Source organism: Ruegeria sp. CK3 (genome assembly GCF_056536565.1).
This window is the reverse complement of sequence record NZ_JBQFPV010000002.1, coordinates 213,140-233,919: the sequence shown is the minus strand read 5'-3', so window position 1 is coordinate 233,919 and position 20,780 is coordinate 213,140. Positions and strand designations below refer to the sequence as shown.

Below are 20,780 nucleotides of genomic sequence, written 5' to 3'. Positions count from 1 at the left end.
ACGCGCATTTCGATAACTTTACCTGAGAAAAACGCAAAACGCTTTAGCCGTCGCGCCGGATCGCATCCTGCTTCAAACGGGTCATGAACGCGACCGAGATATGCTCTTTCAGCGCTTTCGCCGCGCCCTCTTCGTCCCGTGCAGCGATGGCTTCGACGATGCCCTTATGTTCGCTCTGGGCGATTTCACTGCGCCCTTGCGCCGCCAGAGACGTGGTCGCCATCAGCGCCATGGTGCGATGCACAAGGTCCAGTTGCTGCACTAGATAGCGGTTGTGTGAGGCCAAATGGATCTGCTCATGAAACCGTCGGTTCGCCCGCGACAGCGCCGCTGGATCATCGACCAAGGCATCATCCTCGGCCACCATCTCCTGCAACACGCGAATTTCTTCCTCGGTCGCATGTTTGGCCGCGAGGCTTGCAGCCAACCCCTCCAACTCGCGCCGCACGATGTAAAGTTCGGCCATCTGGTTGTGGTTCAGGGAAGCCACGATCAGCGATCGCCCGTCCCGCTCCAACAGAGACTGCGTTTCAAGACGTTGCAGCGCCTCGCGAATGGGGGTGCGGGATACACCGAACCGTTCAGCCAATTCGCTTTCGACCAGACGATCTCCGGGCTTGTAGATACCGACGTCAATGGCGTCGAGTATCAGCGTATACGCGTCTTTGCTGGGGTGTCTGGATTGGGGCATGGGGCGATTGGTCTCCTCGTTCGAACCTGTCTATCCGTCCTGACCGCCTGCAATCAAGTGCGGCATTGAAAACCCGCCCGCAGCGCCCTACACCCTAGGCATGGTCAAACCGTCCTTCAGCCACGTCACGCAATGGGTGTTCGATCTGGACAACACCCTCTACCCGCCACAGATGCGCCTGTTCGATCAGATCGAGGTGTTGATGACGGACTACGTCGTGCAAGCCATCGGCGTCGACCGGGCCGAGGCTGACCGGCTGCGGGGGCATTACTGGCGCGAATACGGAACGACTCTGGCCGGTTTGATGGCCGAACATGATCTGGATCCCGACCCTTATCTGCACGCGGTTCACCAAGTCGACTTGAGCCACATGGACCCGGACACCGAACTGGCCGACCATATCCGCGCCCTGCCCGGTCGCCGCATCGTCTACACCAATGGCAGCGCCCCTTATGCAGAGCGCGTTCTTGAGGCGCGTGGGCTGACCGGTCTGTTTGATGCCATCTACGGAGTCGAACATGCCGGATATCGGCCTAAACCCGAAAAGGCCGCGTTCGAGGCAATCTTTACACAAGACGGGATCACAGCGGAAACGGCTGCGATGTTCGAAGACGATCCGCGCAATCTGGCCGCTCCGCATGAGATGGGAATGCGCACGGTTCACGTCGCACCCGACCCGCATGATGCCGATCATATCCACCATCATACCGACGATCTGACCGCCTTCCTCGCCCGCCTGCGATAGGCTGTCACACTGCGACGATCTGTATATTCTGCAGCTGCAAAATCATCCCTATATGCCGGTCTGCGACGAACAGAACGGAGACCTCGATGACCGCGACCATGATGCCGCAGCGCCTGCCGATTTGGCAGCGCCTTCTCTTTGCAATTCCCCTCTTTGGCTGGATGGCCCGCGACGTGGCCGATGGCCGCCCCGAGGATCTGGGCTATACCGCTGTTGCGATTGTCAGCATGTGGGGCTGTTCGGCATTGCTGTTTGGTCTGCCGGGCCTATACATCCCTGCATTGATGATGGTTCCGGTGATGTTTCTGGTCCTCATCCTGATTTCACGGGGCTAATACGCGGGACAGGATGTCGCTTGGCGCAGAGGCATGAACCGAACTAGGTTTTGCCGGGAACGGAGAATGCGCCATGACTGACAGCTGTGACATACTGATTTCCGGCGGCGGCATCGCCGGGCTGACCGCTGCCGCCGCATTCGGCGCCGCTGGGTTCAACGTGGTGTGCGTGGACCCTACACCGCCAATCATGGAACGCGATGTGGATGGCTCGGACCTTCGGACCACCGCGTTTTTGCAACCCTCCCGCCTTTTACTGGAACAATGCGGTTTGTGGGACCGGCTGGACAGCTACGCGGCACCACTGCAAGTCATGCGGATCGTTGACGCGGGCGGCGACATTCCCGAACCGCGCGTTGTGCGAGATTTCAACGCCTCGGACATTTCCGAGCAACCCTTTGGCTGGAACCTGCCTAACTGGCTGCTGCGGCGCGAGATGGTCGCGCGACTGTCCGAGTTGCCCAATGTTGATTTCCGCCCCGGCACCGCAACGGTCAGCCTGTTCACCCGCACCGCCGAGGCCCGCGTGGGGCTGAGCGACGGCAGCCGTATCCGCTGCAAACTGATGATCGCGGCAGACGGGCGCAACTCACCGATGCGCGAAGCCGCCGGGATTTCCGTTCACACGACGCGTTACGGTCAAAAGGCCCTGGCCTTTACCGTGACACACCCCATCGCGCATGAGAATGTCTCGACCGAGATCCACCGCTCTGGCGGGCCGTTCACCCTGGTGCCCTTGCCCGATTGGCAGGGTCAGCCATCCTCGGCCATCGTCTGGATGGAGCGCGGCCCCCGCGCGGTCGAACTGCTGAACCTCGACGCCGAGACCTTCGAGGCCGCGATGACAGAACGCTCTTGCGGGTTGTTCGGACCTTTGAAACTGGCCTCACGCCGCACGATCTGGCCGATCATCAGCCAATCCGCCGAACGGCTGTCGGGTGAACGTATTGCCCTGATGGCCGAAGCCGCCCATGTCGTGCCGCCCATCGGCGCGCAGGGTCTGAACATGTCGCTGGGCGATCTGCGGACTTTGATGGACCTCGCGCAGGCCCGGCCAGAAGGTCTGGGCGATGCCCAGATGCTTGAGGCCTACCACAAAGCCCGCCATGCCGAGATCGAGCTGCGGGTGAAGGGGATCGACCTTCTGAACCGCACCTCAATGCTTGAGGCGCGACCCCTGAGGGATGCACGCGCCATGGGCATCAACGCGCTTTATTCCATGGCGCCGGTACGCAAGACGTTGATGCAGATGGGCCTCGGTACGCGCTGAGGCCCAGTGGCTTACAGAACCTGATCCAACACGCGCTTCAAACGCGCAATCGTGCCATCGACATCATAGAGCTTGTCTAGACCGAACAGACCCAACCGGAACGTGCTGAAACCGGCAGGCTCATCACATTGCAGAGGCACGCCAGCCGCGATCTGCATCCCCAAAGCGGCGAATTTCTTGCCGTTCTGGATCTCGGGATCGGCGGTATAGCTGACCACGACGCCCGGAGCGCCAAAGCCCTCGGCCGCGACTGAAACGATGCCCTTGTCCTTCAGCATCGCGCGCACGCCATTGCCCAAGGCCCATTGCGCCTCTCGCAATTTTTCAAAGCCGTAGTCCTGCGTCTCGGCCATCGTATCGCGGAACGCGCGCAGCGCGTCGGTTGGCATGGTCGCGTGATAGGCGTGACCGCCGTCCTCATAAGCCTGCATGATTTGCCGCCACTTCTTGAGGTCAATGGCAAAGCTGTCGGACTGAGTGTCCTGCAACCGCGCATCAGCCCGTTCGGACAGCATGACCAGACCAGCACAGGGCGACGCGCTCCAGCCTTTTTGCGGGGCCGAGATCAGCACGTCCACACCGGTGGCCTTCATGTCGACCCACACGCAGCCCGACGCGATGCAATCCAGAACCATCAGCGCGCCGACCTCATGCGCAGCTGCAGCCATGGCCGAGACATAGTCATCCGGAAGAATCACCCCGGCCGAAGTTTCCACATGCGGGGCAAACACAACATCCGGGCGCTGCTCGCGGATCGCCGCAACCACATCGTCGATCGGTGCGGGCGCAAACGGCGAAGGGCTGTCATTGCCGGTCTCACGCGCCTTCATCACCGTGACCGATCCGGTCAGCGCGCCGTTTTCGACAATCTGGCTCCAACGGTACGAAAACCACCCGTTGCGCACCACCAAGACATTGGCATCACGGGCAAATTGACGGGCCACGGCCTCCATCCCATAGGTGCCACCACCAGGGATGATGGCAACGCTGTCGGCATTGTAGACCTGTTTCAGCATGCCCGAGATATCGCGCATCACCTGCTGAAAGCTCGCAGACATGTGATTCAGGGATCGGTCCGTAAACACAACCGAAAATTCTTCGAGGCCATTTGGGTCGATGGAATCCAGCAAGGCGGGCATTTGATGTCCTTTCAATCAGTGTTGACGGCACCTTCAACACATTATCATTGCGGGTAAAGCGCATTTCCGACGAAAAGGTGACGTAAAGTCACCTTTGTTTTTAAGTAAAAATTAACCCTCAAACACGCCATTATCTTAGTATTGACGCCAACTAGTATCACATACCCTTTACACTTCTGCGTGCTTCTGCCCAGATGCATACACTTTTAAAACGAAGGGAAATTAAAACCCGTGACTGCACATAAGCGGATCAGCTTTCAGAGTGTTCGAGATGAAGTAAAGCGCAGGATCGAAAGCCGTATTTGGCCTCAGGGATCATTGCTGCCGACCGAGACCCAGCTGGCGGAAGAGTTCAATTGCGCCCGCGCGACCGTTAACCGCGCCCTGCGCGAACTGGCCGATCAGGGAGTCGTCGAACGCAAACGCAAAAGCGGAACACGCGTCAAGAAAGAGCCCAGCAAACATGCCAAGCTGGAGTTTTCCTTGACTCGTCAGGTGGTCGAAAACCAGAACGCGGCGTATCGCTATGCCCTGGTCGAGCGCAACGTTGTCACCAGCCCCGGCTGGCTGGCATCGCAACTCAGCGTGGCGCCAGATGCGCGCATCCTGCACGTCATTTGCATGCACTACGCCGACAACAGGCCGTTTCAGTTGGAGGAACGCTGGATCAACCTTGATACGGTGCCCGAAGTCGAGGAGGCCGACCTGAGCGATAATGGCCCACATGAATGGCTGCTGAATGCAGCGCCGTTCACCGATGCCGAGGTCGCCTTTTGCGCCGTGTCAGCCGACAGCCGATTGGCCGAATTCATGGGCACCACCGCGGGCACGTCGATGATTCAATTGGAGCGCACAACCTGGAAGGATGAAAAGCCCCTGACCTTTGCGCGGATGACGCATCATCCGGGCTTCTGCATTCGCACCAAGTACTGATCCGGTTCAACCAATTGGTCCGGGCAACCGTTCTTCGCTGAGCAAGACATTTGCCTCGACATCTCCGGCACCGGGAAGGGTCATAATCCGCCGCCGCAGGACCCGTTCGAAATCCGACAGATCTCGCGCAACCACTCGTAGGCGGTAGTCGTACAACCCCAGAACGTGCTCGACGGTCTGCACCTCGGGGATGGCACTGACGGCGCGCTCGAAATCCTCAAGGCTCACCTGCCCTTTGCGCGCCAGCTTGACGCCGAGAAAGACGGTGACGCCGAACCCCAAAGCCTCAGCATTCAGGCGTAGACGACGGCCCTTGATTACGCCCGCCTCTTCCAGCCGGCGAATGCGCCGCCACGTGGCGGGTTGCGACAGGTCCAGACGACGCCCAAGCGCGCCGGCGCTTTGGGTCGCGTCCTGAACCAGAGCTCGCAGGATCTTGCGGTCGATCTCATCCAGCTCGATCATACTGGCAGCACCTCGTCTCGTTTGAGGCGCGCGATGTGCATCAAGGCCTCGATATCGGCGATATGCGGTAGGGTCAGAATGCGGTCCCGATAGACCTGCTGATAGTGCGCCATATCCCGCGCCAAAACCGAAAGGCGCACATCCACGCGGCCAAGGAAGGTCTGAATTTCGATCAACTCGGCAACCTCGCGCGCGGCCGCGGTGAATTCGTCAAATGCCCGAGCCTGCGTCTTGTCCAGCGTGATCCGCAACGAGACCTCAACCGCGTAGCCCAAGGCGGCCCAGTCGATCACGGCCTCTTGGCCTTCGATCACCCCTGCCGCCTGCATTTTTTCCATCCGTCGCCAGCAAACACCCGAACTGATACGGCACCGTTCGGCAAGTTCGGCCGTTGTCAGGCTTGGCTCCGCCTGAAAATGGCGCAGTATCCGCCGATCAACATCATCAAGCATGATTTTTTCACGTTTCCACAATTCAGAGAATTATTCTTCATCTTTTTTACAAATACTCAATCTCAACCCTATCGCCAATACCAAAGGCTCAGGCTAAAAGCACAGCAATCGAAACAGAAAGGACCAGCGAAATGCGCGTCTACTACGATCGCGATTGCGACATCAACCTGATCAAAGACAAAAAAGTGGCCATCCTGGGCTATGGCTCGCAAGGTCACGCGCACGCGCTGAACCTGCGCGACTCGGGTGCGAAGAACCTGGTCGTCGCCCTGCGCGAAGGTTCGCCCTCGGCCAAGAAAGCTGAAGCCGAAGGTCTGGAGGTCATGGGTATCGCCGAAGCGGCCGCATGGTGCGATGTCATCATGTTCACCATGCCCGACGAACTACAGGCTGAGACCTACAAGAAATACGTGCATGACAACATCAAGCCCGGCTCGGCCATTGCCTTCGCGCACGGTCTGAACGTCCACTTCGGCCTGATCGAGCCGAAAGAAGGTGTCGACGTCATCATGATGGCCCCCAAAGGCCCCGGCCACACCGTACGTGGCGAATACACTAAAGGCGGCGGCGTGCCTTGCCTTGTTGCCGTCAACAACGACGCAACCGGCAAAGCGCTGGAAACCGGCCTGTCCTACTGCTCGGCCATCGGCGGCGGTCGCTCGGGCATCATCGAGACCAACTTCCGTGAAGAATGCGAAACCGACCTGTTCGGCGAACAAGCTGTTCTGTGCGGCGGCCTGGTTGAGCTGATCCGCTGCGGCTTTGAAACTCTGGTCGAAGCGGGCTACGCGCCCGAGATGGCCTATTTCGAGTGTCTGCACGAAGTGAAGTTGATCGTTGACCTGATCTACGAAGGCGGCATCGCCAACATGGATTACTCGATCTCGAACACGGCTGAGTACGGCCAGTACGTCACCGGCCCGCGTATCCTGAAATACGACGAGACCAAAGCGCGTATGAAAGAGGTTCTGAACGACATCCAGCAGGGTAAATTCGTTCGTGACTTCATGCTGGAAAACGCCGTTGGCCAGCCGACCATCAAAGCGTCGCGCCGTGCCAATGACGAGCACATGATCGAGGAAACCGGTGCCAAACTGCGCGCCATGATGCCCTGGATCTCGGCCGGCAAAATGGTCGACAAAGAAAAGAACTAAGCCCGGCATCCGTCGGCGAAAGGGCGGCCCGTTTGGCCGCCCTTTTTCATTTGCAACCGCGTATAACTCGACCCATAAACATCTGACTAAAATCGACTTTCTTCCCAAACCACAGGTGCTTCCATGGTGTCCCAGCCCACAAAACAGGATTGGATCGGCGTCTTCTCGCTTGGCCTTATCTGGGGCGGTACGTTCATGGTCGTGGCCATGGCGCTTGAGGGGTATGGCCCAATCACGGTTGCGACGTCTCGCACCACGCTTGGCGCTTTGACGCTGCTCTTGCTGATGCGGATCACCGGACGTCGGTTTCCAACCCTCACCCCGGCACTCGGCGGCTCGATCATCCTGATCGGCGTGCTGTCCACGGCGATACCGTTCATGCTGCTGAGTTGGGGACAGCAATTTGTGCCGTCGGTCTTTGCGGGCCTGTCTATGGCGGCCATCCCCTTGATGGTGCTGCCACTGGCGCATTTCTTCTCTGACGAACCGCTCAACTTGCGTCGTTTTCTTGGGGTGTGCCTTGGGTTTTCCGGCGCATTGGTCCTGATAGGTCCGGGGCTTTTGCAACTCGGTCAAGGAACCGAGCCACTTGCGCAAATGGCCTGCATCACGGCGGCATTGTGCTATGCGGTTTCATCCATCCTGACGCGACGGTGCCCCCCGGTTGATCCGGTTGCACTGGCGGCCCTGACATTGCTGGTGGGCGCGGCGCTGCTGCTGCCAATCATGCTGATGACCGAGGGGTTGCCCGAATGGCAAGGCACCCGCCCCACTCTGGCGCTGATCGTACTGGGCCTGGTACCGACAGCCTTGGCGAACCTCTTGCGTGTCTCGATCACGCGCAGCGCGGGGTCGGTATTTCTGACCCTCGTGAACTATCAGGTCCCTGTTTGGTCGATGGTCTTCGGAGCGTGGATCCTATCCGAAGCCCTGCCCCTGCGGTTCTACATCGCACTGACCCTGATTCTGACGGGCATGGCCATCAGCCAGTGGTTCAGTCTGCGCAAAGCTCTGATCGGCCGCTAGGACGCCGCTGCCTCGACCTCGGCCACGATGCCATCAACCACCTGCATCAAAAGGGTGGCGTCCTCGCATTCAGCCATGACACGGATCAGAGGCTCGGTCCCTGACTTGCGGATCAGCAAACGACCCTGCCCGTTGAGGCGCGCTTCGGCATCGGCAATCGCGGCTTGAACGCTGGCCACCTCAAGCGGCAGTTGACCCTGTTGGTAGCGTACGTTTTTCAACAGCTGAGGGACCGTTTCAAACTGCTGCGCAAGCTCAGAGGCTTTGCGTCCGCTCAAAACCATCTCCGACAGGAAATGCAACCCAGCCATCAGGCCGTCGCCGGTTGTCGCATAGTCACTCATGACGATATGGCCGGATTGTTCGCCGCCAAGGTTGAAGCCGCCCTGGCGCATCCGTTCTACGACATACCGATCCCCGACCGCTGTCCGCTCCAACCGCAGGCCTTGCCCTTGCAGATGCCGTTCCAGCCCGAGGTTGGACATGACCGTCGCCACCAGGGCACCACCACGCAGCTGCTCAGCCCGAGCCCAAGCCCCGGCCAAAAGGGCCATCAGTTGATCGCCATCGGCAACCTTGCCATTTTCATCAATAACGACAACCCGATCCGCATCTCCATCGAGGCAGATTCCAACATCCGCGCCATGCGAGACAACGGTTTCCGCAGCCACGCGCGGCTTGGTCGACCCACATTCGAGATTGATGTTCTTGCCGTTCGGCGACACGCCCATCGGGATGACTTCGGCGCCAAGCTCCCACAGGACCTCAGGAGCCGTGCGGTGGGCTGCCCCATTGGCGCAGTCTATCACCACTTTCAAACCATCCAGACGCACATCGCGCGGAAGCGAGGATTTGACCCGCTCGCCATAACGGAACCGCGCGTCATCAACCCGACGGGCACGCCCGATATTCTGCGCCTGAGCGGGGCTGACGCCTTCTTCGATCAAACGCTCAATCTCAAGCTCGGCCTGATCCGAGAGTTTATAGCCGTCAGGCCCAAAGAACTTGATGCCGTTGTCTTCCGCCGGATTGTGGCTGGCCGAGATCATGACGCCCAGATCCGCGCGCATGGATTGGGTCATCAGACCCACCGCAGGGGTCGGCACCGGACCCAGCAGCAACACGTTCATACCGGTCGAAGTCAAACCCGCCGTCAGCGCGTTTTCCAGCATATAGCCGGAAAGGCGCGTGTCCTTGCCGATGACTACGCGGTGAACTCCGGTCGTGTCGCGCCGGAAATAGCGCCCGACCGCCGCACCTATGCGCAAGGCCATTTCTGCTGTCATCGGATGCGTATTGGCTGTGCCCCGCACACCGTCAGTTCCGAACAGCTTGCGCATAGTCGACTCTCCGTAAAATCTGCTTGTGACCGGATTAACGGACGGCAGCCCATAGGCGCAAGGCCTGAGCTGTCTCGGCCACGTCATGGACCCGAATGATCTGCACGCCCTGGGACAATCCGTCCAGAGCAACCGCGATTGACCCCGGCGCGCGCGCGGTTTTTCGCGGCTCCTGCCCGATGGAGCCGATAAAGCCTTTGCGCGAGACGCCCAGTAGAATCGGGCAACCCAGCCCGTGGAACAGGCTTAAGTTGCGCAGGAGGGCCAGATTGTGGTCCTCGGTCTTGCCGAAACCAATGCCGGGATCGACGATGATCAGATCCCGGTTCAAGCCCAACGCCTCAAGCCGTTCGATCTGACCGGCCAGAAAATCGTAGACATCCAGCACCACGTTTTCATAGACCGGATTGTCCTGCATGGTCGCAGGATCGCCCTGCATATGCATGACACAGACCGGCGCGCCCAGCCCTGCGCAGAAAGGCGCAAGCTCCGGGTCGAATGTGAAGCCCGAGACATCATTGACCAGACCCGCCCCGGCCTCGCAGGCCGCTTTGGCTACAGCGGTCTTGCGTGTGTCGATTGAGATCAGGGCGTTGGTCTCAGCCCGGATCGCTTCGATCACCGGGCGGGTCCGGGTGATCTCTTCGTCTGCGGGGACGAAATCTGCACCAGGACGCGTAGATTCTCCGCCGATATCCAGAATCGTGGCGCCGTGTGAGACCATCTCAAGGGCTCCGGCCTGCGCGGCCTCGATCGAGCTGTGGATGCCACCGTCCGAGAAGCTGTCAGGCGTTGCGTTCAGGATACCCATTATATGAGGGCGCGCCATATCCAAACCGGACAGCGCCGCGCGCGGTCGGCTGAGGCGCTGTAGCACATCCGCGGGGATATCCGCTGCAGCTACGACCTGAGACGCTCCATCGCGCGAAAGCGCTTCGGCATGAGTGAACCAGAGCGACTGTCCGGCCATAGGCACGGCGTCATCGGGACGAGCCGTACCGTGCTGGACCAGCGGTCGGTAGTAGCGGTTCACAATTGTGCCTGATCAATGGCCACAGCACGCAGCGGCGTTTTCGGCTCTTTCGGCAAGGCGCCTCCGATCACCATCATCTCGCTGGCCTCAAAGGTGGCGGCAAACCATGCCGCCAGCGCAACTGCGTCGGAGGGCGCGGCAGAGGGGCCGTCGACAGCATCCAGAACGATCTTTGACGGGGCCCAGACGCAAATCTGGCCGTTCTTCATCGCCCAATCCAGCTCGGTCCGGGTCGACACAACCACGCAGCGATGATCGCACGCGGCCAGAACCCACGCGTTCTGTTCGATCGACAAAAGGTCGATGCGGCGCTGGGTCATAGCGTGACCCGTCTGCGGTACTGGAAGGTCCGAGGCCCCGACACACAGGATCAAGGGACGCTGACGGTTTTCCAACTGATCGATCCAGCCGGTCAGATTGTCCGACGCCATCGCCTCATTCGATAGATAAACAAGACGTGGATGAGGGCGTTCCTCTTCGACGACGTCGTGATGCACAGCGTCCTTGCCGCGCACGATCTCGACCCCAAGCGCACCGGGGCCACGATCAAGCTTTTCGATCCGGACAAAAACGCGAACCGCTTGCGGCTCCAGCAGGATACGTTCGGCCACACGTTCAGCCAGCGTTTCCAACAGGTTCAGACGCTCGGCCGCCAGTTCATAAGCAATCGCCTCGGTCACGCGGTCATAGGACAGGATACGATCCACATCATCGTCAATATCCGAGGTCAGCGGACGCACCTCAACCACGATATTAAAGCAGATACGCTGGGTTGTGCCGCGTTCGGCCTGAAAGGCACCGATCTCAACCTCGACAGTATGATCACGGAGCGAGATGCGATCCAAAGGCCCTCTGGGCGAGGTCGCCTCGGACCGTTCAGAGGGGTGCGCAAAAGCGAGGCGGATTTCAGAACTCATGGGTCAGGCCTTCTTGGGCTCGGTGAAACTTTCGCCCAGTTTAGGCGTTTCGAGGGCCTATAGCATTCATACAAACGCCATTCCAACCGCTGATTTCGACGCTTTTTCTGCGTGCAATGGTATACGCTGCGCCTTGAATTCAAGACGCAGCGCTAGACCTGCCTCAGTTGCTCGCAGTGCGGTAATTGTGACGGTAGAAGATGTGAACACCAATCTTCGCCGTCTGTTTATAAACCCGCGCCCAGGACGGGCGGACCGCGGTGGTATGATAGTGGGTCGCCCCTTCAGTCAACTCTTTGGCAACGCCATCCATCGCCGCGCGGGCGACTTTCGAGACACGCTCAAAGGCTTTCTTCTCGTGAATCACTTCCTTGCGGCCATCACATGTATAGGTGAACTGGCACTGGTACTTTTTGCCGGTCCCCTGACGGATCACACCGCAAAGGCTGTCGGGAAAACGGCTGCTCTTGACCCGGTTCAGGATAACCTCGGCCACTGCAAACTGACCGCGCACGCTTTCGCCGCGGGCTTCAAAATACAGCGCCTCTGACAGGCATTTCCAGCCTTCATCTCCGGACGCTTTGGGCTGTTGGTCCAGCCAATCCTTGGAATAGGACACTTTGATCGGTTCCACCACTTTGCGCGGCTGGAACAATTTCAGATAATCCCGAAAGCTCTGACCCGGCAATTCACTCCGGGCAACTAGTTCTTTCTTATTGGCATCCGTAGCTTCCCTCTCAGCGTAGGACGCACTCGGCAGCACGGTTGCCGCCAATGTGGCAACAGCCATTATGTAACGTAGCATCAGATAACCTCGCACAGGCACTTCACGCGCCAAACCCTCCCCCGGCGGGCGCGACGAGGCATTTAGCGCAGTCTTGCGCAAAGGTCCAGATCAGAGGCAAATACAAGTGGAAATTCGCTCGTGGAGAAAAACAATTCCGCCACAAGTTCGCTTATTGACCACTAATCATTGGGTTTCAGGCTGCTGTCAACCCCCAAGTCTGGACGAAATCGCCAGTTGAGCGGCAGCCAGCCGAGCGACCGGTACCCGGAACGGAGAGCAGGACACATAGTCAAAGCCAAGATCGCGGCAAATGGCGATTGATTCGGGGTTTCCGCCGTGTTCTCCGCAGACTGAAAGGGTCACATCGGGCTGTGCCGCGCGCCCTCTCTCGGACCCGAGCTTGAGCAATTCGCCAACCCCGTCGGCGTCCAGAACATGGAACGGGTCCTCGGTGAAGACCCCCTGCCGGACATAGGCCGACATGAAACGCCCCGCGTCGTCGCGTGAAAGACCATAGGTCATCTGGGTCAGGTCGTTGGTTCCGAAGCTTAAAAACGCGGTGTTTGGTGCAATATCTTCGGCGCGCAGGCAAGCACGTGGTGTTTCGACCATCACGCCGAGGCGGTATTCGAACTCCTGCCCCTTTTCGGCAGCGACAGCGGCCGCCACCGAGTCGATGCGGGACTTTACCAACTCGACCTCTCGCTTGGCCGAAACCAGAGGGATCATCACCTCGGGTACAACCGGTGCACCGTTTTTGCGGGCCTCAAGCGTGGCTTCAAAAATCGCGCGGGCCTGCATGTCGTAGATTTCCGGGACCGTAACGCCCAGGCGAACGCCGCGCAGGCCCAGCATCGGGTTGTATTCGGTCATCGCAGAGACACGACGCTCCACATCCGAGACAGGCAGATCCAACGCTTCGGCCAGTTCGCGCTGGCCGCCGCGGGTGGTGGGCAGGAATTCGTGCAGCGGCGGGTCAAACAGACGAATGCAGACCGGCTGCCCCTCCATGATGCGGAAAAGCTGCACAAAGTCGTCGCGCTGCATAGGCAGCAAACGCTCCAACACGGCGGCACGACCCGAGGAGGTCTGCGCAAAGATCATCTCGCGCATCACGATCAGGCGGCCGGGGTCAAAGAACATATGCTCGGTCCGGCACAGGCCGATGCCCTGCGCCTGAAAATTGCGCGCAGTCTGCGCATCCGCAGGGGTATCGGCATTGGCGCGGATTTCGATATCCCGCTCGGCATCCGCCCAGCCCATGAGTGTCTGGAAGCAGTCGTCCAGCGCGGCCTCAAGCATCTCGGGCTGCCCCGCCAGAACCTGACCCGAGCTTCCGTCGATCGTCAGAACGTCTCCGGTCTTGAACACTCGCCCATCCGGGGTCGTCAGCATTTTCTTCTTGGTCTGGAACCGCATTTCAGAGGCACCGACGATGCAAGGCAGACCCAAACCCCGCCCGATCACGGCGGCATGGCTGGTCATCCCTCCCTTTTCGGTCAGAACGGCAACGGCGGCATGCATGCCCCGAACATCCTCGGGCGAGGTTTCGCGGCGTACAAGAACACAGGCTTCGCCCCGCGCGGCGCTGGCTTGCGCCTCGGCGGCCGTAAACACGATCTTGCCGGTCGACGCCCCCGGACTTGCGCCAATCGCGGTGGTCAGTACATCCCGCTCTGCCTCGGGGTGGACCTGCCGGTGCAACAGTTCGTTCAGTGCATGAGGGTCCACGCGCATCACCGCCTCTTGTGGCGGGATGATACCGTCTTCAGCCAGCCGCACCGCAATCCGCATCGCCGCGCGCGAGGTCCGCTGAACGCGCACGCCGTCCAGAATATGCACATTGCCGTTCTGGATCACGAATTCGACCTGCATTTCCTCGCGCAGCTTCTCGCGCATCAAAGCGGCCTGAGCTTTCAGATCGGCAAATGCGTTGGGCGCCACTTCTTCCAGAGACGGTCCCCGCGGGTCTTTCTCAAGATACAGCGCCGAGACGTCTTCGCCCAACGCATCCCGCCCCTGACTCTGGCTCAGGTACCGGCCAGTGATCTGAGGCATCCCGGTTGTCGGATCCACCAACTGCAACACACCCGATCCGCATTCGCCCTGTCCGACGCCCGGTATCATCTCTTGGATGACGAGCCCCAACCCCGCATCGGCCGGAGCGCCCTTGGCCTGACGTAACAGGCGCGCTGAGGTGCCATCCCACGCCCGCGCCATCGAGCGCAAAACGCCAATCAACTGCTCACCGCGATCCTCGGGGAAAACCTCATCGGTCTCGTCCTCATAGGCGTGCAGAGTACGCTTCAACCCCACGACACCATCCTCGTCGATCTCGTCGAACACATCCGCATCCAAACGCGCGACATGGATCGCGTAGCTTTGCACAAAGCGCAGATACATGGCTGCGGCAGGCTCATCGCCCATCGAGTTCGATAGCTCGGCAAACCGCGCTTCGTTCATGCCTATATTCAGAACCGCACCGGGGCCGCCCCAATCGGGGTCCTCGGAACTGGGACGCACACACAGCAGGGCCGTCGGCTCGAATTGCTCAAGGATTGCGGCCAGATCGGGGATTTGTCCTTCGGCGATGCGCTGCACCGCGTCAAAAGACAACGCGACCGTGCGCGGCACCGGCATCTCCAACCGGACCAGACGTTGCAGGCACTTTGCCCGGCCCCCATGGGTGTGCGGGGCAACGGGCGCGGTGGACGTGATGAGCGTGGTATGCGGATTATTCTGCACTGCGGCACCTTTTGGTTTCACCGCAGCATAGGCCCATGCGCCCGTCGCGCAAGGGTGATCTGGGCGCGCAAATCCGCGCGCCCGGACCTTTAGCCTTCGATCTTGGTCAGATCGGCAACGCTGGAACAGACCGAGCGGATCTGGCTGAGCAGGTTCAGGCGGTTGCGGCGCAGGATGTCATTGTCGGTGTTGACCTGCACATCCTCAAAAAACGCATCCACCGGCTCGCGCAGGGCGGCCATGGCCGCCATGGCGGTCGGGAAATCCTCGGCCTTGAGCGCCGGATCAATCTGCGCCTGAGCGGCATCCAGCGCCGCGAACAGAGCCCTTTCGCTGTCGGTCTCGGCGAATTTCACATCCGCACCGTAGGAGTATTCGACCCCGTCCTTCTCTTCGGCCTGCGTCAGGATGTTGTTGGCCCGCTTGAACCCCTGCACGAGGTTTTCCCCATCCTCGGTCGCGATCACCACGTTCAGTGCGCGGGCGCGTTTGACCAGTAGGTTGAGGTCATCATTGCCGCCCATCGCAATACAGGCGTCGATGACGTCGTGACGGATGCCCTCATCACGGAGGAAGACTTTGAGGCGGTCGTGGAAGAACGACAGGAGATCGTCAGATGCATCTGGGACCTTTTTCTCAAGTTCAAGAAAAGCTGCCGCAGGCAAATCATCTATTTTGTCTCTTACCGTCTGGAATGCAGCACCAAAGACACCTCGTTCTGCAATTTCTTCCAACAGATCAAGAACATTGGCTTCCGGCAGCGCCTCATTGATTGCGCTTTCTGCTCGTATCAGTTGGCTGTCAAAGAACCGATCCAAAGACAGCCGCAGATCGTTTTCGAGGATCAGTCGAGTTACGCCCAATGCAGCACGGCGCAGGGCAAACGGGTCTTTCGACCCGGTGGGCTTCTCATCAATCGCCCAAAATCCTGTCAGCGTGTCCAGCTTGTCGGCCAGCGCCACGGTCACCGAAAGCGGTGCGGTCGGCACGTCATCTGACGGACCAAGCGGTGAGTAGTGATCCTGTGCCACAGCGGCCACGGCGGCGTCCTCGCCTGCTGCTTCGATGTAATAGCGGCCCATAAGACCCTGAAGTTCGGGGAATTCATAGACCATCTCAGAGCTCAGATCGGCCTTGGCCAGACGCGCGGCTTTTTCGGCCTGATCGGCATCTGCTCCGGTCAACGGGGCCAGTTCACACGCCAGCGCGGCGATGCGTTCGATGCGTTCCGCCTGTGTGCCCAGTTTGTTGTGGAAGGTCACGTTTTCCAGCGCGCGGGTCCATTGGGCGATGTCCGTTTTGGCGACGCGCAGATCGTTCTCCCAGAAGAATTTCGCATCGGCCAGGCGGGCCGAAAGGACTTTCTGGTTCCCTGCCAGAATGGTCGCGCCATTGTCGGCAGTTTCACGGTTGGCGACGGTGATGAAACGCTCGATCCGGCCGGTTTTGGGGTTCTTAACGGAAAAGAACTTCTGGTGCTCTTTCATCGAGGTCTGCAGCACCTCAGGCGGCAGGTCGAGGAATTCGTCGTCGATCTGCCCCATCAACACCACTGGCCATTCAACCAGACCAGCGACCTCGGCCAGCAGACCTTTGTCGTCGACCACTTCCAGACCAGCGGCAAAGGCCATGTTCTGGGCGTCGTTCCAGATATGCTCGGCGCGTTCTTCGGGCGACAGGACCACGAAGGCGCGTTTCAGCTTGGCGGCGTAATCCTCGAACGAGGTGACGGCAAAACGGTTCGGAGCCATGAACCGGTGGCCCTCGGTCGTGTCGCCGGAGGTGATGCCTTCGACCTCAAGCGGAACGACTTGCGCGCCCGCCTCATCGGTCAGAATGCACAGGATCGAGTGCAGAGGCCGCACCCATCGCATCGGGCCGGAGCCCCAGCGCATCGACTTGGGCCATGGGAAGTTGCGGATCGTGGCTTCAAGCACTTCGGCCACGATCTCAGCCGCCGGGCGTCCGGGCTTTTCGATCTGGGCGAAATAGACCGCGCCTTTGGGGGTGTCGCGTTCCTCTAGCTGGTCACGGGTCAAACCAGCGCCGCGCAAGAAGCCTTCGATCGCTTTGTCAGGCGCGCCGACCTTGGGGCCTTTGCGTTCCTCACGGATCGTCGGGCTCTCGGCTAGCAGCCCTTCAACCGCTAAGGTCAGACGGCGCGGCGTAGTCAGGGCGGCGGCAGAGGCATAGGTCAAACCGGCCTCGACCAAACCATCGGTGATCCGCTTTTTCAGGTCCTCACCCGCGCGGGTCTGCATACGCGCGGGGATCTCCTCGGAAAACAGTTCGATCAGCAGGTCGGGCATTTTCGGTCCTTAGAAATTTACGATCGTCTGGATGACGATGGCATTGGCGATATCCACAAAGAATGCGGATACAAGGGGCAGCACGATAAAGGCAATAGGCGATGGTCCATATCGCTTGGTTACTGCGGTCATATTCGCGATAGCAGTGGGGGTTGCACCCAAAGCGAAGCCTCCGAACCCTGCAGCCAACACCGCGGCGCGGTAATTTGAGCCCATGACCGGGAACAGCACCCACAGCACAAAAACCACCGTGAACAGGGTCTGGGCGGACATGATGACGACGATGGCCATGCCAAGCTCGGCGATAGTCCAAAGCTGAAGGCTCATCAGTGACATCGCCAGAAACGCGCCTAAGGCAAATTCCGAGATCAACGCCAGCGATGGCGTGCGCGATACCGGTGGGGCCGACGGTGCCACTAAGGCGCGCACATTGGCGATGACGATTCCCATGATCAAACACGGCACAAACAGCGGCAGCTTGAGACCAGCAGCCGAGATCGCTTCGTTCAGAGAATAGCCCGCAATGATCGCGAGGTTTAGATGCAGCAAAATGCGCATGATCGACAGGTGGTCGATATCGAGCGACTTGCCCTCTGTTTCGTCCGGCAGCCCGACACTTGGCCCTTCATCTGGACGGTCGGGGCTGAGATTGCGCCCTTCAACCAGCAACCGCGCAATCGGTCCACCAACCAGGGCGGCCAGAACCAAACCCAGCGTTGCAACGGCCACGCCCAGCTCGGTCGCGCTTTCCAACCCTGTTGCCCGCGCGACTTCGGGCGCCCATGCGATTGCCGTCCCGTGCCCGCCGATCAGCGCCGCCGAGCCGAATAGAACACCCGCCTGCGCCGGATAACCAAACATGGAAGCGCCAGCCGCACCGATCACGTTTTGCATAACGATCGTCACAAGGGTCAGGATCAGAAGCAAAAACAGCGGCTTGCCGCCCGAAATCAGGTCAGACAGACGTGCATTCAATCCGATCCCGGCAAAAAATACGACCAGTAGAAAATCCCGCGTACCCAGCTCGAATGCGAGTTCAAGATCGAATATCAAATACAGCGCCAGAACGGCAAACGAAGCCAGCAACCCTCCGGTCACGGGTTCGGGGATGTTGAAATTGCGAAGTGCGGCGACGCGATCATTGATCCGTGCGCCAAGCAGGTAAACGGCAAAACCTAAGGTCGCCGTCAGAAACTCGGGGATTTCGACGACGTGCTGCATGGCGGTCTCCTTACTGCTGCGGTCTGGGTGGGCATTCCTCGCCGACCACGGTGCCATCATAGGCTTTTTCACCGCAATTGTTCAGGGAATGCCAGACAAAGCCTTGCCCATCTTCGGTGATCGCGACAATGCGGTCGACTCCGTAGTGGATATTCTTCGCGCTCATGTAGGCCTGCGCCTGCCCCGTCTTCAACGCTTCAGCCACGGCGGCCGCATCATAGCAATCAAACCAACCCGGAGCGGTCAGGGGCTCTGCATTCTCGACCGGCATGAAACCTAACAATTGTTCTTCGGAGAGATCCGTGTTGAAACAGGCTCGATACCGGATCGGAGAGCTATCGGCATCAATCGCCTGAAAAGAAGAATAGGCAATCGGCTGGGGAGTTTCGCCATCCACAGGCAATAGGGCGACGTCCTGTCCGGGCTTCGGTTCGACCTCATAATAAAAGCCGTAGACTTGCAGGTAATACATGCCCGCCCCGGCCATCACAGCCGAAAGCCCCAGAATGATCGCAAGCAATTTTCCCGTCATTGTCTTAGGCTACCTCTTTCAAGTTCCTGAAAAATGGGACAGGTTTCGCAGTAAAACTTTAAACCACAAGGGTGTTTTCATGGAATCGACCCTCGCCGTTGGGTTCTTTGGTGCGCTGTTTGCGATCATGAACCCGATCACCAACCTGCCTGTGTTCCTGAGTGTTACGCAGGACCTGCCCCCTACGGATCAACGTAAAGTCGCAGTCAAAACCGCGCTCTACTGTTTGATCCTGGGCGGTGCGTTCGCGGCCATTGGCAGTCAGACGCTGAGCCTGTTCGGCATCAGCGTAGACCATCTGCGCGTCGCCGGAGGGTTGGTCGTGCTCATGATCGGCATGAACATGCTGAACGGCAACGAAAGCACCTCGCATCACGGAACGGACGGAGAAAAAGAGGCCTATCCTGCGCCTGACACAGTCGCGTTCTACCCGCTGGCCTTTCCCATTCTGGTCGGTCCAGGCACGATCACAACCCTGATCCTGTACGCGCATCACGTCAACAAGCCGCTTGAAGCTGTTGTTTTCGCAGGTGTATTCCTGACCGTCGTTGCCTTGCTTCTGGTCACCTTCTGGAATGCCCCATGGCTGTCCAAACGTCTTTCGAGCAACGCACGCGTCATCATGAGCCGCTTCATGGGTATGATCCTCTCGGCCATTGCCATCGGCATGATTTCTGACGGCCTCAAGGCATTGCTGCCCGGATTGGCCTGAACGCTGCATCAGGCCTCGTACCCGGCGGCCTCAGTCAGGACAAACGCATCCGCGCATTGCTTGGCCAGCGCCCGGACACGGCCGATGTACGCCTGCCGTTCGGTCACCGAGATCACCCCGCGCGCGTCCAGCAGGTTGAAGATGTGGCTGGCCTTAATGCACTGATCATAGGCCGGGTGTGCCATCACGATGCGCTTGCCTGTTTTCGGATCATCATGCTGTTGCGCCAGAATGGTGGCGCATTCGGCCTCAGCTTCTTCGAAATGACGAAGCAGAACCTCAGTGTTGGCCACATCAAAGTTCCAACGGGCGTATTCCTCTTCGGTCTGCTTGAAGATGTCACCGTATGTCAGCGGGCTGGGGGACTGAGGATCGTTGAACGGCATGTCCATCACGTGGTCGATGCCCAGCACGTACATCGCCAGACGCTCCAGACCATAGGTCAGCTCGCCGGAGACTGGCGTGCAATCATGACCACCGACCTGCTGGAAATAGGTGAACTGGCTGACTTCCATACCGTCGCACCAAACCTCCCATCCTAGGCCCCACGCGCCGAGGGTCGGGCTTTCCCAGTCGTCCTCGACAAAACGGATGTCGTGCAGCTCCATATCGATGCCGATGGCCTCGAGGCTGCCCAGATACAGCTCTTGAAGGTCCGGCGGGCTGGGTTTGATCAGAACCTGATACTGATAGTAGTGCTGCAGACGGTTCGGGTTCTCACCATATCGCCCGTCCGTGGGACGGCGCGAGGGCTGAACATAAGCCGCGGCCCATGCCTTGGACCCGAGCGCGCGCAGGGTTGTCGCCGGGTGGAACGTCCCTGCCCCGACCTCCATGTCATAAGGCTGCAGAATCGCACAGCCTTTCGAGGCCCAATAGGTCTGAAGCCGCAGGATGATCTCCTGAAAAGAACGAGGTGCGCTGGACTGATCGGTCATGACATTCCCTTTGGGCGCGCCTGCGCCCGGTTCCGA

20 protein-coding genes are annotated in these 20,780 nt (G+C 59.6%); 7 read left to right on the top strand and 13 right to left on the bottom strand.

What is annotated here, in order from left to right; all coding sequences use genetic code 11:
• Window positions 1-43: 43 nt before the first annotated feature.
• On the bottom strand, window positions 44-691 hold the full coding sequence (locus ACR0C3_RS03450; RefSeq protein ID WP_170470033.1) for a GntR family transcriptional regulator: 648 nt from the start codon (window positions 689-691) through the stop codon (window positions 44-46).
• A gap of 100 nt (window positions 692-791) precedes the next feature.
• Here ACR0C3_RS03450 and ACR0C3_RS03445 point away from each other — a divergent pair, with 100 nt between their 5' ends.
• The 3 genes from ACR0C3_RS03445 (at window position 792) to ACR0C3_RS03435 (ending at window position 3,041) form a co-directional block, all read left to right on the top strand.
• Entirely contained in the window at window positions 792-1,436 is a 645-nt protein-coding gene (locus tag ACR0C3_RS03445) for a pyrimidine 5'-nucleotidase (protein WP_170642214.1), read from the top strand.
• Window positions 1,437-1,522: 86 nt separating this feature from the next.
• A complete protein-coding gene (locus ACR0C3_RS03440; protein WP_170638952.1) occupies window positions 1,523-1,771 on the top strand; it encodes a hypothetical protein in 249 nt (82 codons plus the stop codon).
• A 73-nt stretch (window positions 1,772-1,844) separates the two neighbouring features.
• On the top strand, window positions 1,845-3,041 hold the full coding sequence (locus ACR0C3_RS03435) for a UbiH/UbiF family hydroxylase (RefSeq protein ID WP_480757159.1): 1,197 nt from the start codon (window positions 1,845-1,847) through the stop codon (window positions 3,039-3,041).
• Window positions 3,042-3,052: 11 nt separating this feature from the next.
• On the opposite strand, the gene ACR0C3_RS03430 is transcribed toward ACR0C3_RS03435, so the two are convergent.
• The gene (locus tag ACR0C3_RS03430; RefSeq protein ID WP_480757158.1) at window positions 3,053-4,180 is read right to left on the bottom strand and encodes an aminotransferase class V-fold PLP-dependent enzyme; all 1,128 of its coding nucleotides are present in this window, start codon (window positions 4,178-4,180) and stop codon (window positions 3,053-3,055) included.
• Between the two features lie 231 nt (window positions 4,181-4,411).
• Here ACR0C3_RS03430 and ACR0C3_RS03425 point away from each other — a divergent pair, with 231 nt between their 5' ends.
• The gene (locus ACR0C3_RS03425; protein WP_480757157.1) at window positions 4,412-5,113 is read left to right on the top strand and encodes a GntR family transcriptional regulator; all 702 of its coding nucleotides are present in this window, start codon (window positions 4,412-4,414) and stop codon (window positions 5,111-5,113) included.
• A gap of 6 nt (window positions 5,114-5,119) precedes the next feature.
• On the opposite strand, the gene ACR0C3_RS03420 is transcribed toward ACR0C3_RS03425, so the two are convergent.
• Together ACR0C3_RS03420 and ACR0C3_RS03415 are read right to left on the bottom strand one after the other, a co-directional pair.
• Window positions 5,120-5,578: an Lrp/AsnC family transcriptional regulator gene (locus ACR0C3_RS03420; protein WP_170376412.1), complete on the bottom strand. Its 459-nt coding sequence runs from the start codon at window positions 5,576-5,578 to the stop codon at window positions 5,120-5,122.
• A complete protein-coding gene (locus ACR0C3_RS03415; protein WP_480757155.1) occupies window positions 5,575-6,030 on the bottom strand; it encodes an Lrp/AsnC family transcriptional regulator in 456 nt (151 codons plus the stop codon). Before ACR0C3_RS03415 ends, ACR0C3_RS03420 begins: the two co-directional genes overlap by 4 nt.
• A 131-nt stretch (window positions 6,031-6,161) precedes the next feature.
• On the opposite strand from ACR0C3_RS03415, the gene ilvC reads away from it, so the two are divergent.
• A complete protein-coding gene (ilvC, locus tag ACR0C3_RS03410; protein WP_480757154.1) occupies window positions 6,162-7,184 on the top strand; it encodes a ketol-acid reductoisomerase in 1,023 nt (340 codons plus the stop codon).
• A 123-nt stretch (window positions 7,185-7,307) separates the two neighbouring features.
• A complete protein-coding gene (locus ACR0C3_RS03405; protein ID WP_480757153.1) occupies window positions 7,308-8,210 on the top strand; it encodes a DMT family transporter in 903 nt (300 codons plus the stop codon).
• On the opposite strand, the gene glmM is transcribed toward ACR0C3_RS03405, so the two are convergent.
• From glmM to ACR0C3_RS03365, 8 genes are all read right to left on the bottom strand, one after another.
• Complete coding sequence (gene glmM / locus ACR0C3_RS03400; protein ID WP_170478391.1) at window positions 8,207-9,550, bottom strand: phosphoglucosamine mutase; 1,344 nt, start codon at window positions 9,548-9,550, stop codon at window positions 8,207-8,209. The two genes, ACR0C3_RS03405 and glmM, sit on opposite strands and share 4 nt — an antisense overlap.
• Window positions 9,551-9,584: 34 nt before the next feature.
• Entirely contained in the window at window positions 9,585-10,583 is a 999-nt protein-coding gene (folP, locus tag ACR0C3_RS03395; protein WP_480757152.1) for a dihydropteroate synthase, read from the bottom strand.
• On the bottom strand, window positions 10,580-11,500 hold the full coding sequence (locus ACR0C3_RS03390) for a dihydroneopterin aldolase (RefSeq protein ID WP_480671913.1): 921 nt from the start codon (window positions 11,498-11,500) through the stop codon (window positions 10,580-10,582). The genes folP and ACR0C3_RS03390 overlap by 4 nt, the downstream gene beginning before the upstream one ends.
• A 163-nt stretch (window positions 11,501-11,663) precedes the next feature.
• Complete coding sequence (locus ACR0C3_RS03385) at window positions 11,664-12,305, bottom strand: cell wall hydrolase (RefSeq protein ID WP_170638959.1); 642 nt, start codon at window positions 12,303-12,305, stop codon at window positions 11,664-11,666.
• 186 nt (window positions 12,306-12,491) lie between these two features.
• A complete protein-coding gene (locus tag ACR0C3_RS03380) occupies window positions 12,492-15,053 on the bottom strand; it encodes a putative PEP-binding protein (protein ID WP_480757151.1) in 2,562 nt (853 codons plus the stop codon).
• Between the two features lie 68 nt (window positions 15,054-15,121).
• Window positions 15,122-17,341, bottom strand: a complete 2,220-nt coding sequence (gene glyS, locus ACR0C3_RS03375) for a glycine--tRNA ligase subunit beta (RefSeq protein ID WP_480757149.1) — start codon at window positions 17,339-17,341, stop codon at window positions 15,122-15,124.
• Between the two features lie 9 nt (window positions 17,342-17,350).
• On the bottom strand, window positions 17,351-18,562 hold the full coding sequence (gene gltS / locus ACR0C3_RS03370; protein WP_480757148.1) for a sodium/glutamate symporter: 1,212 nt from the start codon (window positions 18,560-18,562) through the stop codon (window positions 17,351-17,353).
• A gap of 10 nt (window positions 18,563-18,572) precedes the next feature.
• Window positions 18,573-19,094 (bottom strand): DUF6446 family protein, encoded by a 522-nt coding sequence (locus ACR0C3_RS03365; RefSeq protein ID WP_170677600.1) that lies wholly within the window; start codon window positions 19,092-19,094, stop codon window positions 18,573-18,575.
• A gap of 79 nt (window positions 19,095-19,173) precedes the next feature.
• On the opposite strand from ACR0C3_RS03365, the gene ACR0C3_RS03360 reads away from it, so the two are divergent.
• On the top strand, window positions 19,174-19,806 hold the full coding sequence (locus ACR0C3_RS03360; protein WP_480757147.1) for a MarC family protein: 633 nt from the start codon (window positions 19,174-19,176) through the stop codon (window positions 19,804-19,806).
• A gap of 8 nt (window positions 19,807-19,814) precedes the next feature.
• Here ACR0C3_RS03360 and ACR0C3_RS03355 read toward each other — a convergent pair whose 3' ends face one another.
• The gene (locus ACR0C3_RS03355) at window positions 19,815-20,744 is read right to left on the bottom strand and encodes a glycine--tRNA ligase subunit alpha (RefSeq protein WP_170376388.1); all 930 of its coding nucleotides are present in this window, start codon (window positions 20,742-20,744) and stop codon (window positions 19,815-19,817) included.
• Window positions 20,745-20,780: the final 36 nt, after the last annotated feature.

Coding starts and splice junctions, on each gene's coding strand:
- glmM (WP_170478391.1), bottom strand. CDS start 9,550: ATGCGCAAGCTGTTCGGAACTGACGGTGTGCGGGGCACAGCCAATACG.
- ilvC (WP_480757154.1), top strand. CDS start 6,162: ATGCGCGTCTACTACGATCGCGATTGCGACATCAACCTGATCAAAGAC.
- ACR0C3_RS03385 (WP_170638959.1), bottom strand. CDS start 12,305: ATGCTACGTTACATAATGGCTGTTGCCACATTGGCGGCAACCGTGCTG.
- gltS (WP_480757148.1), bottom strand. CDS start 18,562: ATGCAGCACGTCGTCGAAATCCCCGAGTTTCTGACGGCGACCTTAGGT.
- glyS (WP_480757149.1), bottom strand. CDS start 17,341: ATGCCCGACCTGCTGATCGAACTGTTTTCCGAGGAGATCCCCGCGCGT.
- ACR0C3_RS03440 (WP_170638952.1), top strand. CDS start 1,523: ATGACCGCGACCATGATGCCGCAGCGCCTGCCGATTTGGCAGCGCCTT.
- ACR0C3_RS03360 (WP_480757147.1), top strand. CDS start 19,174: ATGGAATCGACCCTCGCCGTTGGGTTCTTTGGTGCGCTGTTTGCGATC.
- ACR0C3_RS03450 (WP_170470033.1), bottom strand. CDS start 691: ATGCCCCAATCCAGACACCCCAGCAAAGACGCGTATACGCTGATACTC.
- ACR0C3_RS03415 (WP_480757155.1), bottom strand. CDS start 6,030: ATGCTTGATGATGTTGATCGGCGGATACTGCGCCATTTTCAGGCGGAG.
- ACR0C3_RS03405 (WP_480757153.1), top strand. CDS start 7,308: ATGGTGTCCCAGCCCACAAAACAGGATTGGATCGGCGTCTTCTCGCTT.
- ACR0C3_RS03445 (WP_170642214.1), top strand. CDS start 792: ATGGTCAAACCGTCCTTCAGCCACGTCACGCAATGGGTGTTCGATCTG.
- ACR0C3_RS03420 (WP_170376412.1), bottom strand. CDS start 5,578: ATGATCGAGCTGGATGAGATCGACCGCAAGATCCTGCGAGCTCTGGTT.
- ACR0C3_RS03435 (WP_480757159.1), top strand. CDS start 1,845: ATGACTGACAGCTGTGACATACTGATTTCCGGCGGCGGCATCGCCGGG.
- ACR0C3_RS03430 (WP_480757158.1), bottom strand. CDS start 4,180: ATGCCCGCCTTGCTGGATTCCATCGACCCAAATGGCCTCGAAGAATTT.
- ACR0C3_RS03365 (WP_170677600.1), bottom strand. CDS start 19,094: ATGACGGGAAAATTGCTTGCGATCATTCTGGGGCTTTCGGCTGTGATG.
- ACR0C3_RS03390 (WP_480671913.1), bottom strand. CDS start 11,500: ATGAGTTCTGAAATCCGCCTCGCTTTTGCGCACCCCTCTGAACGGTCC.
- ACR0C3_RS03355 (WP_170376388.1), bottom strand. CDS start 20,744: ATGACCGATCAGTCCAGCGCACCTCGTTCTTTTCAGGAGATCATCCTG.